The sequence below is a fragment of the Maricaulis sp. genome, assembly GCF_048268525.1.
In the GTDB taxonomy this organism is placed as follows: domain Bacteria; phylum Pseudomonadota; class Alphaproteobacteria; order Caulobacterales; family Maricaulaceae; genus Maricaulis.
The window spans coordinates 32,229-47,576 of sequence record NZ_JBLWVH010000009.1 but is presented as its reverse complement, the minus strand read 5'-3'; the positions used below and the strand labels follow the sequence as shown (position 1 = coordinate 47,576).

The following is a 15,348-nucleotide window of genomic DNA, read 5'->3' as shown; positions in this document are numbered from 1 at the left end:
TATCCTCCCCGGGAATGGATTTTCCCGGGGAGTAGGGCATGTTGAAATCGATGATGAAGTGCGGGTTCGGATTGATCGCGGCATCGGCCTTGTGGGCGGCACCGGTCGCAGCGCAGGAGGCTTACCGCCTGCCGCCGCAGGAGATCATCGACATTGTTGACGCGGCGCCGTCGCCCTGGACCTCGCTGTCGCCGGCCCGCGACACGCTTTTGCTGATGCACCGCGAGGCCCTGCCGCCGGTCGCCGAGCTGGCGCGGCCGATGGAACGGCTGGCCGGTCTGCGTCTGGATGCGACGCTGAATGGCCGCCACGGACCGCGCTCGGTGATCGGCCTGTCGCTCGTTGATCTGGAGAGCGGCGAGGAGCGCGAGGTCCGCCTGCCGGACGATGCCGGCATCTCCTACACCCGCTGGTCGCCGGACGGCTCGCAGATCGCCTTTGTGATGACCCGCAATGATGAACTCAGCCTGTGGGTCGTTGATGTCGATCGTGCCCGGGCCCGCGAGCTGGTCGACAGCGGCATCAATGCGATCTTCTCGCCGATTGAATGGATGCCTGATGGCGAGCGTCTGCTGGTCAGTCTCGTCGATCCGGAACGCGGTCCGATGCCGGAACGTCCCCGCGTTCCCTCCGGCCCGGTCACCCAGGAAGCCAGCGGCTATGAAGCGCCGGTGCGCACCTATCAGGACCTGCTGACCGATGAACATGACGCCGCCCTGTTTGCCTGGCTGGCGACAAGCCAGCTGGCCCTGGTCAACACAACCGGTCGTACCCGCGTGCGCGAAGTTGGCGAGCCGGGTCTCTACTATTCCGCCGAGCCGGCGCCGGGTGGCGACTACATCCTGATCGGCGAGATGGAGCAGCCTTTCTCTTACCAGGTGCCGTGGTCGCGCTTTCCCGACCGGGTTTTCGTGACTGATCTCGATGGCGATGAAATTGCCACGATCGCCCGCCAGCCACTGGCCGACAATGTACCGATCGGTGGCGTGGTGACCGGGCGTCGTTCGATCAACTGGCAGGCCAGTCATGCCGCCCGCCTGATCTGGGCCGAAGCGCTGGATGGTGGCGATCCGCGCGTCGAGACCGATGAGCGCGACAGCGCATGGGCGCTCGAAGCCCCGTTTGATGGCGAGCCGGTCGAGATCCTGCGCACCGAAGACCGCTATTACGGCACCCAGTTCACCTCCGAGGGCCAGCTGGGCTTCTCGATGGAATATGACCGCGACACGCGCGTCATCCGCCGCTGGCTGGTCGATTTCGCCGATCCGTCGGTCGAGCCGCGCCTTGCCGAGGAGCGCAATTACCAGGACGCTTACGCCAATCCGGGCAGTGCCCTGAGCGTGCGCAATGAATTCGGCCAGACCGTCGTCGGCGTCCATGATGGCTATATGTACATGGCCGGCGATGGCGCCACGCCGGAGGGCGACCGTCCCTTCCTTAACCGGGTCAATTTCGAGACTTTCGAGACTACGGAGATCTGGCGCAATAGCGGCGAGAATTATGAGGTAGTCATCGGCCTCACCTCTCCCGATGCCTCGTCCTTCCTGACCCGTTGGGAAGACCCGGTCACGCCGCCGAATGTGCGCTGGCACCGCACCGGCGAAGAGACCGCCGAGATCACCGACTTTGCCAATCCGCACCCGCAGCTCAATGAAATCAGCCGCGAGTTGATCACCTATGAGCGTGAGGACGGCGTCCCACTCTCGGCGACGCTCTACCTGCCGGCGGATTACGAGGAAGGCGACACGCTGCCGGTCCTCGTCTGGGGATATCCGCTGGAATACAATGACGCCTCGACCGCCGGTCAGGTCTCCGGCTCGCCCTATGAGTTCACGCGCGTTGCCGGCACCAGCCCGCGCTTCCTCGTGACCCAGGGCTATGCGCTGCTGGAAAATGCCACCATGCCGATCGTCGGCGATGACCCGCTGACGGTGAATGACACTTTCATCGAGCAGCTCGTCCTGTCCGCCGAGGCGGCGCGCGATGTGACGGTCGAGATGGGCTTTGGTGATGGCGAGCGTCTGGCGATTGCCGGTCACTCCTATGGCGCCTTCATGACGGCGCACCTTCTGGCCGCCTCCGACGTCTTCCGCGCCGGAATTGCCCGCTCAGGCGCCTATAACCGCACCCTGACGCCGTTCGGCTTCCAGTCTGAACGCCGCACCTTCTGGGCCGCACCGGAGACCTATTTCGAGCTCTCCCCCTTCATGCATGCCGACCAGATCAACGAGCCCATGCTGATGATCCACGGCCAGATGGACAATAATTCCGGCACCTATCCGATGCAGTCTGAGCGCATGTTCGCGGCCGTAAAAGGCAATGCCGGCACCGCCCGCCTGGTCATGCTCCCCTATGAAAGCCACGGCTATCGCGGCCGCGAGAGCATCCTCCACGTGCTGGCCGAAAGCATCGACTGGCTGGACCGCTGGGTGAAGCCGGTTGAGGACCCGATGGGTGGGGGTGAGGAAGAGGCTGCGGCGGAGTAGGCACAAGAAACCCCGCCTGGCTTGGATCGCCATGGCGGGGTCTGCCCCGAAGGGTCTTGAGGCTCAGCGGCGATGCCGCGAGCAGCGTACTCACTTTAGCTGATTGCGGATTGGTCTTCAAGAGAGCGGGAAATGCCGAGCCCGGCGAGAATGCCGATTCGGATATTGGACATCTGTTGTTCGTCCACGCGTAGTTTCAGATATCGGCGCTTGCCAGATGAGCTTCGAGCGCAGCGAAACAGGTCCAGTCGGGCAAAGCTGGCGCAAGAGAGCATATCGCACTTTGCCCAGACATTTCGGGCATCAAAGGGCGTCGGCGGTGCGACCTCGAGCGTCAGCGGTACAACATAATCGACCGCAGTCCTGGGGGCTGTGGTTGAAAGTGGGACAAGCGAGCAGAGCCCGCCTCGATGGCGCAGTCGTGGCGAAACAACCACCGCCGGACGTCGCTTGACCATTTCGGGTGGGCCAGCTCCGCCTATTGAGTAGTCGCAGAGCAATATCGTGCCGAGCGCTGGGGGATAAAGAAGAGCCATGCAGGCAATACATCTGCAACTTATAGATGTGCAAATGTCGCTCAATCACATTTTGATTGCAAGGCGCCCAACAAAAAACCCCACCAGCATCCGCTAGCGAGGTCTTTCAGTCCGGTAATGCAGACGTCAGGTCAGTCGTCATCATCCATGCTAGGCACCGCCACAGCATGGAAGCCCGCATCCACGTGCAGCGTCTCACCCGTGCAGGAGAAGCCGAGGTCGCTCAGCAAATACAGCGCGGCGCCGGCGACGCCTTCCATTTTGGTGTCCTGCTTCATCATCGACCATTCGCGGCCGGTGCGCATCAGGGCCTTGCCGCCGGAAATTCCGGCCATGGCGAGGGTGCGCATCGGGCCGGCCGACAGCGCGTTGACGCGGATGTCCTTGGGCCCCAGATCGCGCGCCATGTAGCGGGTCGAGGCTTCGAGGGCCGCCTTGGCGACGCCCATGACATTATAGGACGGCACGACACGTTCCGAGCCGAGATAGGTCAGCGTCACCATGGCGCCGCCATTGGGCATCAGGTGGGAGGCGCGCTTGCCGGCATCGACGAAGGAGAAGGCCGAGATGTCCATCGCCCGGCGCCAGCCTTCGCGGGTGGTGTTCTCGGTGAAGGAGCCGACCAGCTCGTCCTTGCCGGCAAAGGCGATGGCGTGGACGAGAAAGTCGATCGTGCCCCACTTGTCTTCCAGCGCCTTGAAGCAGGCATCCATGGATTCGTCATTGGTGACGTCGGCCTGCACCATGAAGGGCTCGCAGGGCAGGCTTTCGACCAGCGGACGGACCCGGCGCTCGAGCGCTTCGTCCTGGTAGGAAAAGGCGATCTCTGCGCCCTGGGCCGCCAATTGCTGGGCAATGCCCCAGGCAATCGAGTTCTTGTTGGCCACGCCCATGACAAGACCGCGCTTGCCCTTCATCAGCTCGCCGGCCGGAAACACCGTATCGCTCATCGGGAAATCCCCTTCTGGATCAGATGACGTCTTTTACGACGCTTTAGATTTTTTCGAAAACGACCGTGCCGTTGGTGCCACCAAAGCCGAAGGAATTCGACATGGTGGTTTTCAGATCGGCGTCGCGGGTTTCGGTGATGATGGGCAGGTTCAGCGCCGCAATGTCGGGATCCATGTCGAAGACATTGATCGACGGCGCGACGAAACCCTCTTTCATCATCAAAAGTGTGTAGATGGCTTCGTGTACGCCAGCCGCGCCGAGCGAGTGGCCCGTCATCGACTTTGTGCCCGAGATCATCGGCGCATTGTCGCCAAACACTTCCTTGACCGCTTCCATCTCCTTGATGTCGCCGACCGGGGTCGCGGTGGCGTGCGGGTTGAGATAGTCGATCGGCTTGTTGACGGTTTCCATGGCCAGCTTCATCGCCCGAACGGCGCCCTCACCGGACGGGGCGACCATGTCGTAACCGTCGGACGTGGCACCATAGCCGGTGACTTCGGCCAGGATATTGGCACCGCGTGCCTTGGCCCGCTCATATTCTTCCAGCACGACCACACCGGCTCCGGCACCGCCGACGAAACCGTCACGGTCCTTGTCGAAGGCGCGCGAGGCTTGCTCGGGTGTGTCGTTATACTTGGTCGACATGGCGCCCATGGCGTCGAACAGGTTGGAGAGTGCCCAGTGGATCTCCTCGCAACCGCCGGCGAACATGACGTCCTGCTTGCCCCACTGGATCTGCTCGGTCGCGGCACCGATACAGTGCAGCGAGGTCGTGCAGGCCGAGGTGATGGAATAATTCACGCCGAGGATCTTGAACGGGGTGGCCAGCGTTGCCGAGGCCGTCGAGCTCATCGCCTTGGGTACGGCAAACGGACCGATCCGCTTGGGACCCTTCTCACGGGTGATGTCGGCAGCATTGACGATCGTGCCGGCCGACGGGCCGCCGGATCCCATGATGATGCCGGTGCGGTGGTTGGAAATGTCGTTTTCTTCCAAGCCACTGTCGGCAATGGCCTGGGCCATCGCCATATAGTTCCAGCCGGCGCCTTCCGACATGAAGCGATAGACGCGCTTGTCGACATGCTTGGCCGGATCAATGTCCGGCTTGCCGCCGACCTGGCAGCGAAATCCAAGCTCGGCGAAGCTTTCCATGCGGCCAATGCCGCTCTTGCCGTTCTTGAGGGACTCGGTGACTTCCGCAGCATTATTGCCGATCGGGGAAATCACGCCGAGACCGGTAATGACAACACGACGCATGAGGCTCTCCTGGGTCAGGCCATTTCGCCGGGCTTGAACAGGCCCACGCGCAAATCCTTGGCAGTATAGATGGTCTTTCCGTCGACTTCGACGCGGCCATCGCCGATCGCCATGATCAGGCGGCGCTGGATGACGCGCTTGAGGTCGATGACGTAGCGGACTTTCTTGCAATCCGGTGTGATCTGGCCGGTGAATTTCACCTCGCCCACGCCGAGGGCGCGGCCCTTGCCGGGATTGCCCTTCCAGCACAGGAAGAAGCCGACCAGCTGCCACATGGCGTCGAGGCCGAGGCAGCCCGGCATGACCGGGTCGCCCTTGAAGTGGCAGTCGAAGAACCAGAGGTCGGGCTTGATGTCGAGTTCGGCGACAATCTGGCCTTTGCCGTATTCGCCGGTTTCGTCATCGATGTGGGTGATGCGATCCATCATCAGCATGGGCGGCGCGGGGAGTTGCGCGTTCTCGGGTCCCCACATCTTTCCATTGCTGGAGTCGATCAGGTCATTGTAGCTGAAAGAGCTTTGGCGTTCAGTCATGTAGCCGATCAGTTGCGCCGCGTGTGAAGGCGCATGGCGATCACCGGGCTGGTCACGAAAACCCGGCCTCTCAAGATCAGCCGGGAAGATCAGGGCAGAGCGGTATCATGCGCGACCGAGGTGCTCAAGGCGGGGTTGCCGTCGCTCTCCTCGTCGTTTCCGGTGTCCAGCTCCTGCGGATAGACGCCCCACAGCGTGTGCGGGCGCACCCATCCACGAAATCCCTGGCCCTCGACGCGGCACCAGCCGGTGCGGCAGCGTTCCAGCGACAGGACGACGCCGGCTTCGGCGACGGCCTCGATGGGCGAGCTGTCGCTGTCGCGCGCATGCAGCGGCGTGTCTTCCAGTGTGTAGACAGAGCGGCGACCGGACAGGATCGACCGGTGCATCCAGGTGATCTCGCCCTCCGGATCGCGGACGCGGCGCCAATCCGGCGTTTCGGCAATCACTTCCATCGGCAGGCCGGCGCGCAGATAGCGCCAGGCGATGGGGTGCTGGGAGGACGGGCCGGAACGACCGTTTGCGACATCGACCTTGAGCGACACGAAGCGTGGAACCGCCTGCCCCGAAGGCGTGGCGGTGTGCGTGTTGTCCTGTGTCGCAAGGACTGATCCGGCAAAGGTCAGCCAGACGATGAGGGTGATGATGCTTCGCATGGGACGCTCCTTGACCTTATCCCTCTGCCAAAACAGGGTGAACAGGCCGTAAATTCCACGCTCGATGATGGGAGGATGAGGCATGTCGAAAAGACGAAGAAGCGCTGGCCCCGGGATAGGGGTGGGCATTGCACTGGGCGTGGCTCTGGGCGTGGCGTTCGACCAGCTTGCGCTCGGTCTGGCACTCGGCGTGGCATTCGGAGCCGCCATTGACTGGCGACGCGGTGGCACACAATCACCAGATGGTGAGGATGCAAATCCGAAAAACGTGCCTATATCAGACCCGGACGGGCCGGAAAGCGGGCCCGACGATATCTCGGGAGGGGATTAGATGAGCTTTCGTTTGGCAATAAGCACGGCGGCAGCCGTACTCGCGGCAGGTGGTATCGCTGTCGGCACCGCTGCGGCAGTCCAGCAGGACGTGACCGCGACATCGACCGACATGGGCGATGGTATCCACATGATCTCGACCGGCATTGCCGGGAATCTGGCGCTGCTCACCGGCGATGATGGTGTGGTGATGGTCGACGACCAGCTGCCCAATACCGGCTCGGTTATTGAAGGGGCTGTCGTCGAGATCGCTGGCGCCGCCGCGCCGCGCTTCATCGTCAACACGCACTGGCATGGTGACCACACGGGCGGCAATTCCCATTTCGCCCAGCAGGGCTCGACTGTCGCCGCCCATCACAATATCCGCACCCGGATCGCCGATTCCGAGGCTGAGTGGACAGATGCCCCGGGGGCGCTGCCAATCCTGACCTTTGGTGATGATCTGACCTTCCACATGAATGGTCAGACGGTCGAGGCCGTCCATGTCCCGTCGGCCCACACCGATGGCGATGCTTTCGTCTATTTCCGCGAAGCCGACATCCTGCACATGGGTGACATCTTCTTCTCGGGCTGGTTCCCCTTCATCGACTTGGACTCTGGCGGCACGGTCGACGGCTATCTGGCCGGCATGGAGCGCGGTCTGGCAATGGCCGGCGAGAATACCCGCATCATTCCCGGACATGGTCCGCTTTCGACGCGTGTCGAGCTGCAGGCCTCGATCGACATGTTGCGGGAGGCGGCCTTCCGCGTCCGTACCCTGGTTGAAGGTGGTGCCGACCTCGAAGCCGTCCTGGCGGCTGAACCGCTGGCCGATTACGACGCCGAATGGAGCTGGCGCTTCATCACCACGGAACGCATGGTCACCACGCTCTACAATGACGCTGTGGCGAACTGACCGAGCGCAAAGCGTTGGCTGCCATCTGACGAAGATTTAAAGCGCCGACCAGCTTCCGGAGAGGTCATGTCGTCCATAAAGGCGCCATGACCGCCTCCAGACCCCCGTCTGCCCCAAGAGAACCATCCTCACTCCCGGCCCGGTTTCGCAAACCGCTCGGCTTCGTTGCCGGTCTCTTTGCCGGCGTTGCCCTGTGGCTGATCATTGCCCTTGTCACCGGCAGCTGGCTGCTCGGTGTCCTGTTTGGTCTCGCTCCGGGGCTGGCCATAGGGCTGGGCCTGCAACTGACCGCGCGGCGCTGACGCAGACGCGGTTGCAACGCGGTTGTTCCGACGCTTAAATTGGTGTCGGGGGCGTGCGCATGATTCCGAAATTGTTTGTTTTTCGAGCGGCATTGGCCGCGGTGCTTGGCTTGAGTGCCATGCTTGCGATCGTGGCCGGACCGGCCGGGGCCCAGCGCGTACCCTCCATGGGGGATGGCGCGATCGAGGACTTCCTGCGCCATGTGATCCGTCCGCCAAGCTATGCAAATGTGCGTCTGTCACCCAGCGGCCGATATCTGCTGATGGTGGAGAAGCCGCGCTATGATGGCGGGGATGACACGATCCTGGTTTATGATCTCGACGCCGAGGGTGGTGCTGTGGGGCGTCGGGTGTCGGTCGGCAACCGGCGTGTCGACTGGGTCGAGTGGGCCAATGATGACCGCTTCCTGATCGCAATCAGTGCCCGCAATGTCCGTGTGGGGCTGCGCCGGGTTCGCGGGCGGGTCCAGGTCGTGGCCTCGCAATCGCGCGTTCTGACCATTGATCGGGACAGCCTGCAGCGGGTTTCGGTCCTGTTTGACGGCGAAGGCGAGAATTTCTGGAACCGCAACCGCTCGCCGATCACGGATTTCCTGCCCGATGATCCCGACCACATTCTCATGCCCAGCTATGAACGCCGGAATTACAACCTCTACCGCGTCAATATCGAGACCGGTGCGGCTGAACGTATCGAGCGTGGCGACGATGCGACCGTGGCCTGGTTCAGCGCCAATGGTGAAGCGGTCATGCGGGTGGACAGAACGCGGCGCGGTGAACACTTGCGCTTTCACGCCCGCACTGGACGGAACGGGCGTTGGCGACGGGTCAATACCGTGCGGACGCTTGACCTGTTTGATGCGCGCGCGAACTTCGAGTGGGCCGGACCGTCAGACCAGCCGGGTGAAATCTATGTTCGGGCGCGACCGAATGGCACCGAGTTTTACGGGATTTATCGCTATGACCTGGCCGAGGATGTTTTCCTGGAACCGGTTGCCGTCCGCGACGACTACGATATCGACTACGCGCTCATCGATGACGATACAGGGGCCTATTACGGCTATTCCTATGCGGATGCACGGCGGCACTTCGTCTTTGCAGATCCGGTGTTTGCGGCGGGATATGCCGACATTCGCAGCCAGTTTCCCGACGATGTGATCGTTGAGCCGGTTTCAGTCGGGGCGAGCCGGATGGTGATCTATACCAGCGGGGCGACCCAGCCGGGCATCTATTACATGCATGATGCGGCATCAGGGGTGATTGACGAGTTGGTTGCGGTAAACAGCGAGCTGGTCGCTGACAGTCTGCAGCCGATGCAGGCCATCACCTATACAGCGCGGGATGGTACCGAAATTCCGGCCTTCCTGACCGAGCCCGGCACAGGCAGCACCTCGACAACGCCGCTGATCGTGATGCCGCACGGTGGACCGGAAGCGCGGGACGGGCAGGGTTTTGACCCGGTGGTCCAGTATCTCGCCGCGCTGGGCTACACGGTCTTTCAACCCAATTACCGCGGCTCGTCAGGCTATGGGCGTGCATATGCCGAGGCCGGATACCGGCAATGGGGGCGGTTGATGCAGGACGATATCTCGGACGGCGTCGCTTCGCTTGTCGATAGCGGGCGAGCCGATCCGGACAGGGTCTGCATTGTCGGTTTCAGCTATGGCGGATATGCCGCCCTGATCGGTGCGGCGCTGACGCCGGAGCTTTATAGGTGCGCCTTCGCCGGCGCGCCGGTGGCGGATGTGGAGGCATTCCTCGAGTTCAAGGAGGACGCCGGTGATGAGGTTCATGACTACTGGGTTGAACTGCTCGGACATCCGCGGCGTGATCGTGACTTCCTGCGCGAGACTTCCCCGGTCCGACTTGCCGATCGCATTCAGCGTCCGGTCTATCTCCTGCACGGTGACGCAGACCAGGTGGTGCCGGTCGAGCAATCGCGCGCGATGGCCGAAGCCCTGGAGACGGCGGGCGCTGATTTTGTCTATGAAGAAGTGCCGAACCTGACCCATCAATGGGGCCAGGGACGCGACTTCATTATTACAATGCGTAATCTGGCCAGTTTTCTGGACGATGCGATGGACGGCCGGATCGACAGCTTCGACCCCAACGCGGACGACGGCGAGTAGTGTCAGTGTCGCAACCCCGAGGTGAGGAGCGGCGAAGCCTGTTCCCGGGTGGAGATGTGTGAATGGGGTGGAACGCAGTCACGAAGCCGGTCGTCCGGCTGCTCGCGGTCATGCTCGCGACGATGGTCAGCGCCCAGGCCGGAGCCATCCAGAGCCGTCCGCTGACCATCAATGACCTGGCCCAACCCCCGTCGATCCGGACAATCCAGATGTCGCCGGATGGCCGACGGGTCGCCTACCTGCAGCGAACCAGCGATTTTCACGCCCTGGCCCGGGCCACGGGCGCTGCGCATCGCGAGGACCCGGATAACCTGCATCACCGCTTGTTGCTGGTTGAGCTGTCTAGTCCTGCCGAGGCGTCGCCGCGCGAGATTGACCTGGGCACAGACATCCCGGTCGTGATCCGCTGGGCCGGACCGGATCGGCTGATTGTCAGCGCCATTGCCATCTCAGAGGACAATGGACACATGCGGCCGCAGCGGCGGTCACGGGTGCCCTATTACCGCTTTTATTGGCGTCTGGTTTCGATCGACATCCGGACTGGTCAGCGCGATGTCCTGTTCGGTGATGACGAGGCTTGGGACATGCGGGCCGCCGACAATTTCGCCGAAGTCGTCCACCCGCTTCCCGGTGAGCCCGATCATGTCCTGGTCGCGGCGCACCGCACTTCCAATTTCGACCTCTGGCGCCTCAATCTTGCGACCGGTGACCATGATCGAGTTGAGCGCGGCAGGTCCAATACCGTTCAATGGGCCGCCAACGAACAGGGTCGGGCTACCTTCCGGCTCGATCTGGATATCGACGACGATCGCGCCCGGATCTATCGCCGGCGATCCGGTTCCGACCGCTGGAGCCGGGATGAGTCGCTCACGCTGAATGAATTCGTTGATTATATCCACCGGGCCAATCGCTCGATCTGGGCGGCCAATACGGATGATGACGATACGGTGCTGGTGGCGGTGCGACCGGAGGGGGTGGAGCGGCGTGGAGTCTATGAATACGACCTGGAGGCGGACGAGATCGGTGACCGGGTGTGGGAACACCCGACCTATGATCTGGACACCGTGCTGCGGGACGAGCTGTCCGATCGGATGATCGCCGTCACCTATCTGGATGACCGCATCCGCACCCGGTTTTTTGACAGGCGGCTCGACGCGCATTTTCAGGCACTGACCGCCTATTTCGAGGCCGACGCGGTCGTCTACCCGTTGGATGTGACGGCCAATGCCTTGCTGCTGTTTGTGACCGGCCCGCAGGAACCGGGAAGCTATTACGCCTACTCGCTTGATACGTCGCAAGTCCGACCCCTCGCCGCGGTCAATCCAGCCTTGCTGGGGACGCGTCTGAGCCGGGTCACAAGCGAGCGTGTGACCACCCGCGACGGGCTGGTCATCGATGTGTTCGTCACCCATCCCGCGGGCGCTGCGCCGGGTGCCGCCCTGCCGACTGTGGTCATGCCCCATGGCGGTCCGGAAGCCCGGGACAGTTTCGGATTTGATCCGATCGCCCAATACTTTGCCGCTGAAGGGTGGCGGGTACTGCAACCCAATTTCCGCGGATCGGAAGGATATGGGCGCAGCTTTGCGCGTGCGGCACACGGCGAATGGAGCCGCGCCGTCCAGGACGACATCACGGACACACTGGACTGGGCAATCCGGTCCGGTCTGACGATCCGCGACCGGGTCTGTATCGCCGGCTTCTCCTATGGCGGTTATGCGGCGCTGGCCGGCGCCTTTGCGACGCCTGACGCCTATCGTTGCGTGGTCAGTGTTGCCGGCATTACCGACCCGGAAGCCTTTATCGACTGGTCCCGAGAATACCGGCCCGATGCCGTTGATTATTGGACCCGACAGATTGGCGACCCGGTCGGTGACAGCGAAACAGTCCGTGCGATGTCGCCGATCCATCAGATCGATCGCATGCAGGCGCCCATCCTTCTGCTCCACGGCAACAAGGATGATGTCGTGCCAATGTCGCAGGCGAACCTCATGAGCGAAGCGCTCGAGGCCGCCGGATATGACTATCGCGAGCGGACCATCCGCGGGGCCGGCCACAATTTCGAGACACCGTTGGCCCTCGGTCGCACCCTTGCCCTGATGGAGGCCTTCATGGGCGAGTATCTCGATGAGGTGCAGCCCGAAGACCGCGATTCCTGGCAGACCCTGACCGAGCCTGAAAACATCAACCTGCCTCAGTTCCGGCGCGTGATGGGCATGTCGGACCCGGCCGATGATGATCGGATCGGGCTGGAAGGCATGCTGGGCGCGACATCCGAAGCGACCGATGAGTTCCCTGATGACCCTGAAAACTAGCCGCCGCACAGCCAAGGCAGGCCGGAAAACGCATTCGAGTTCTGGGTCTCGCGGCTTTGCGGCGGTGATGCTGGCCGCCTTGTTTGTGGCCATTTGCTTGCCCGGGGCGGCGAGCCAGGCGCAACCGCTCCGTCTCGCCGAGATCTTCGTTCCGCCTGACACGATGGAGGTGACGGCTTCGCCGGATGGTCGATTTGTGGCCTATCTGGCACGAACCGATGATCTGGCACCGATTGATCTGGAGGCGACGGACACGGTCTTCGGTCGCCGATACGCGCTGATGGTGATCGATCTGTCGCAGTCCGGGGAGCCCGCGCCGCGCGAGTTCCCGTTTCCAGGCAATTTTCCCCATCGCTTGCAATGGGCCAATGCGACCACCTTGCTGGTCGGGTCCGTAACCGCTGTTTCGGTACATGATGAAACCCTGACCAACGGCCTTGTCGGGCATTATTGGCGGTGGCTTGTGCTCGATGTGGAGTCTGGACGGTCTCTCCCCGTCTTCGGTGAAGTCGAGGCTTGGCATATGGGCGGGCGTTCGCCGGCGGCGCGGATTGTCGATGTCCTGCCGGAAGACCCGGACACCGTGCTGGTATCCGCGCCCTCGGACGACAGCTACGACTTGTGGCGGGTCAATCTGGTAACGGGTCGAGGGCAGAACATCCTGAGCGGCATTGCCGACACGGTTGTCTGGTACACCGACATGTCCGGCGACCCGTCCATGCGGATCGATTTTGATCGCGATACCGAGACCGTCACCCTGTTCCGCCAGTTGGAGAGCGATGACACATGGGCGGACCTGGAGAACATCAAGGTCGATACATTCGTCGACCGGCTGAGGCGCTGGAGCGAAACAATCTGGATCGCCAATTCCGAAACCGACGATGCGGTTCTGGTCGGGGCTCGTCCGGATGAGCGCGCGCGGCGGGGCATTTATCGCTTCGATCTGGAAGAGGATGTTTTGGGCGACCTGATCTATGAACACCCGACCCATGATGTCGATGGTGGCGTGACCGACACGGTGACAGGTCGCCTGCTGGCGGCCGAGGTGATCGACTGGCGATACAGGGCCTACTTCCTCGACCCGTATTTGCAGCGGCACTACGAGGCGCTTTGCGACTTCTTCGGAGAGGCCGTCACCGTGCATCCGGTTGATGTGCAGGCTGAAACCATGATCGTGCGTCTGGAGGGACCGCAGGAGATAGGCGCGTATTACGCCTATGATATTGCCCAAGGCCGTATCTTGCCTATCGGACTGGAGAATGCCCGACTGGCTCCGGAACGTCTTTTGCCCATGCAACATCATGTGGTGAGGACGCGGGATGGTCGCCTGATCGATGCGTATCTTACCCTGCCGCAGGATGCGGGCCGGCGCCCGCCCCTGATCGTCCTGCCACATGGAGGGCCCGAAGCACGCGACGCCTTCCAGTTCGACTTCCTGGCGCAATATCTGGCGACGCGTGGTTATGCGGTGCTTCAGCCAAATTTTCGCGGCTCATCCGGATACGGCCATGAGTTCTCCAGCGCCGGCAATCGCAACTGGGCCGGTCGGATGTCTGACGATGTGACCGATGCCTATCACGCCATCGCCCGGACGGGTCTGGTCGATCCCCGGCGGTCCTGCATTGTTGGCTGGAGTTATGGCGGATATGCCGCACTTGCGGCGGCGATGCGACAAGAACCCCAGTATCAATGCGCGGTCAGTATTGCCGGCATCGCCGACCTTCCTGCATTCCTGGCCTACAAGCGGGAACAGGGTCAGGACGCTTATGAATACTGGGTCACAAATATGGGTGATCCGGAGCACGACGAGGCGGCTCTGGCGGCGGCGTCGCCGGCGCGGCAGGCCTCCAGGATATCAATTCCGGTGATGCTGATTCATGGCACGAATGACGACGTCGTCCCGATCGACCAGTCCGAGCGCATGGAGGCAGCCCTGATCGAGGCGGGAAAGCCGGTGCGATTCCATCTGATGCTCGAAGCCGGGCACAACATCACCAATGATGACCGGTTGCGGCGTGCACTCGACCGGGTCACGGACTTTCTCGATACACATCTGATCGAACCATCCGGCACGCCGGCGCCTGCCTTGCAAGACTAGCCGCCGCAGGCGGGGCAGGCGGGGTCCTTGTCGAGGCTGACGGTTCGGCTTTCCATCGACAGGCCGTCGAACAGGTGAATCCGGCCGTCCAGGGTCTGGCCGGCGCCGCAGATATGCTTGATTGCTTCCAGAGCCATGATCGAGCCGACAATTCCGGTCAAGGCGCCAACCACGCCAACCTGTTCGCAGGTTTCAGCGTCCGGCGGGGTTTCCGGCACCCAGCAGCGATAGCAGGGCGCGTCGGGTCGGGCGTTGAACAGGGAGACCTGTCCGTCCCAGCGGCCGACCGCGCCGGACACCAATGGCTTGTTGCCGGCCAGGCAGGCGGCGTTGACGGCGAAGCGGGTTTCGTAATTGTCACAACCGTCCAGCACCAGGTCAGCCTTGCCGATCAGGCGTCGGGCATTCTCGCTGTCGAGCGCTTTCACCACGGCCCGCACCCGGCTGCCCGGATTGAGCGCCCGCAATTCGCGGGCACCGGTCTTGGCCTTGGCCGAGCCGATATGGCGGGTCCGGAAGATGATCTGGCGCTGCAGGTTGTCGACGGTCACCGTGTCCGCGTCGATCAGGCTGATCGTCCCGACACCGGCTGCCGCCAGATAGAGCGCCGCCGGCGCACCGAGGCCACCGGCTCCGATGATGGCGACATGCGCGCGGGCGAGGGCCTGCTGGCCGGGGCCGCCGATTTCCTTGAGCACAAGATGGCGGGCGAAGCGGTCGATATCGATTTCGGAAGTCATGCCCCCTTGGTGCCGGGATTGCGGTCGCGCTTCAAGGGGGAATCCCGGTTGATCCACGGGTTTGCCTGCCCGCACCGGTGACAGCGAATGCGCTTTGCAGGCTTGTTCCGCGCGCGAACAGGGGCA

Annotated in this window: 13 protein-coding genes; 7 read left to right on the top strand and 6 right to left on the bottom strand. The window is 62.7% G+C overall.

Features of this window, described 5'->3' with window-relative positions:
• Window positions 1-38 precede the first annotated feature (38 nt).
• The gene (locus ACN0X9_RS06640; protein WP_417486829.1) at window positions 39-2,486 is read left to right on the top strand and encodes a S9 family peptidase; all 2,448 of its coding nucleotides are present in this window, start codon (window positions 39-41) and stop codon (window positions 2,484-2,486) included.
• 95 nt (window positions 2,487-2,581) lie between these two features.
• On the opposite strand, the gene ACN0X9_RS06635 is transcribed toward ACN0X9_RS06640, so the two are convergent.
• The 5 genes from ACN0X9_RS06635 to ACN0X9_RS06615 all read right to left on the bottom strand — a co-directional run bounded on the left by ACN0X9_RS06635 (window position 2,582) and on the right by ACN0X9_RS06615 (window position 6,419).
• A complete protein-coding gene (locus ACN0X9_RS06635; RefSeq protein ID WP_417486828.1) occupies window positions 2,582-3,022 on the bottom strand; it encodes a type II toxin-antitoxin system PemK/MazF family toxin in 441 nt (146 codons plus the stop codon).
• Window positions 3,023-3,153: 131 nt separating this feature from the next.
• A complete protein-coding gene (locus tag ACN0X9_RS06630; RefSeq protein ID WP_417486827.1) occupies window positions 3,154-3,972 on the bottom strand; it encodes an enoyl-ACP reductase FabI in 819 nt (272 codons plus the stop codon).
• Window positions 3,973-4,015: 43 nt separating this feature from the next.
• A complete protein-coding gene (gene fabB, locus ACN0X9_RS06625; protein WP_417486826.1) occupies window positions 4,016-5,230 on the bottom strand; it encodes a beta-ketoacyl-ACP synthase I in 1,215 nt (404 codons plus the stop codon).
• 14 nt (window positions 5,231-5,244) lie between these two features.
• A complete protein-coding gene (gene fabA, locus ACN0X9_RS06620) occupies window positions 5,245-5,763 on the bottom strand; it encodes a bifunctional 3-hydroxydecanoyl-ACP dehydratase/trans-2-decenoyl-ACP isomerase (RefSeq protein ID WP_417486825.1) in 519 nt (172 codons plus the stop codon).
• A gap of 89 nt (window positions 5,764-5,852) precedes the next feature.
• Window positions 5,853-6,419 (bottom strand): SH3 domain-containing protein, encoded by a 567-nt coding sequence (locus tag ACN0X9_RS06615; RefSeq protein WP_417486824.1) that lies wholly within the window; start codon window positions 6,417-6,419, stop codon window positions 5,853-5,855.
• Window positions 6,420-6,501: 82 nt separating this feature from the next.
• On the opposite strand from ACN0X9_RS06615, the gene ACN0X9_RS06610 reads away from it, so the two are divergent.
• From ACN0X9_RS06610 to ACN0X9_RS06585, 6 genes are all read left to right on the top strand, one after another.
• Window positions 6,502-6,750: a hypothetical protein gene (locus ACN0X9_RS06610; RefSeq protein ID WP_417486823.1), complete on the top strand. Its 249-nt coding sequence runs from the start codon at window positions 6,502-6,504 to the stop codon at window positions 6,748-6,750.
• On the top strand, window positions 6,751-7,644 hold the full coding sequence (locus tag ACN0X9_RS06605) for an MBL fold metallo-hydrolase (RefSeq protein WP_417486822.1): 894 nt from the start codon (window positions 6,751-6,753) through the stop codon (window positions 7,642-7,644).
• Between the two features lie 86 nt (window positions 7,645-7,730).
• The gene (locus ACN0X9_RS06600; protein WP_417486821.1) at window positions 7,731-7,946 is read left to right on the top strand and encodes a hypothetical protein; all 216 of its coding nucleotides are present in this window, start codon (window positions 7,731-7,733) and stop codon (window positions 7,944-7,946) included.
• 119 nt (window positions 7,947-8,065) lie between these two features.
• The gene (locus ACN0X9_RS06595) at window positions 8,066-10,072 is read left to right on the top strand and encodes an alpha/beta hydrolase family protein (RefSeq protein ID WP_417486865.1); all 2,007 of its coding nucleotides are present in this window, start codon (window positions 8,066-8,068) and stop codon (window positions 10,070-10,072) included.
• Window positions 10,073-10,134: 62 nt separating this feature from the next.
• The gene (locus tag ACN0X9_RS06590; protein ID WP_417486820.1) at window positions 10,135-12,384 is read left to right on the top strand and encodes an alpha/beta hydrolase family protein; all 2,250 of its coding nucleotides are present in this window, start codon (window positions 10,135-10,137) and stop codon (window positions 12,382-12,384) included.
• On the top strand, window positions 12,368-14,482 hold the full coding sequence (locus ACN0X9_RS06585; protein ID WP_417486819.1) for an alpha/beta hydrolase family protein: 2,115 nt from the start codon (window positions 12,368-12,370) through the stop codon (window positions 14,480-14,482). Before ACN0X9_RS06590 ends, ACN0X9_RS06585 begins: the two co-directional genes overlap by 17 nt.
• Here the strand turns inward: ACN0X9_RS06585 and ACN0X9_RS06580 are convergent.
• Window positions 14,479-15,222: a HesA/MoeB/ThiF family protein gene (locus ACN0X9_RS06580; RefSeq protein WP_417486818.1), complete on the bottom strand. Its 744-nt coding sequence runs from the start codon at window positions 15,220-15,222 to the stop codon at window positions 14,479-14,481. The genes ACN0X9_RS06585 and ACN0X9_RS06580 overlap by 4 nt on opposite strands.
• Window positions 15,223-15,348 lie beyond the last annotated feature (126 nt).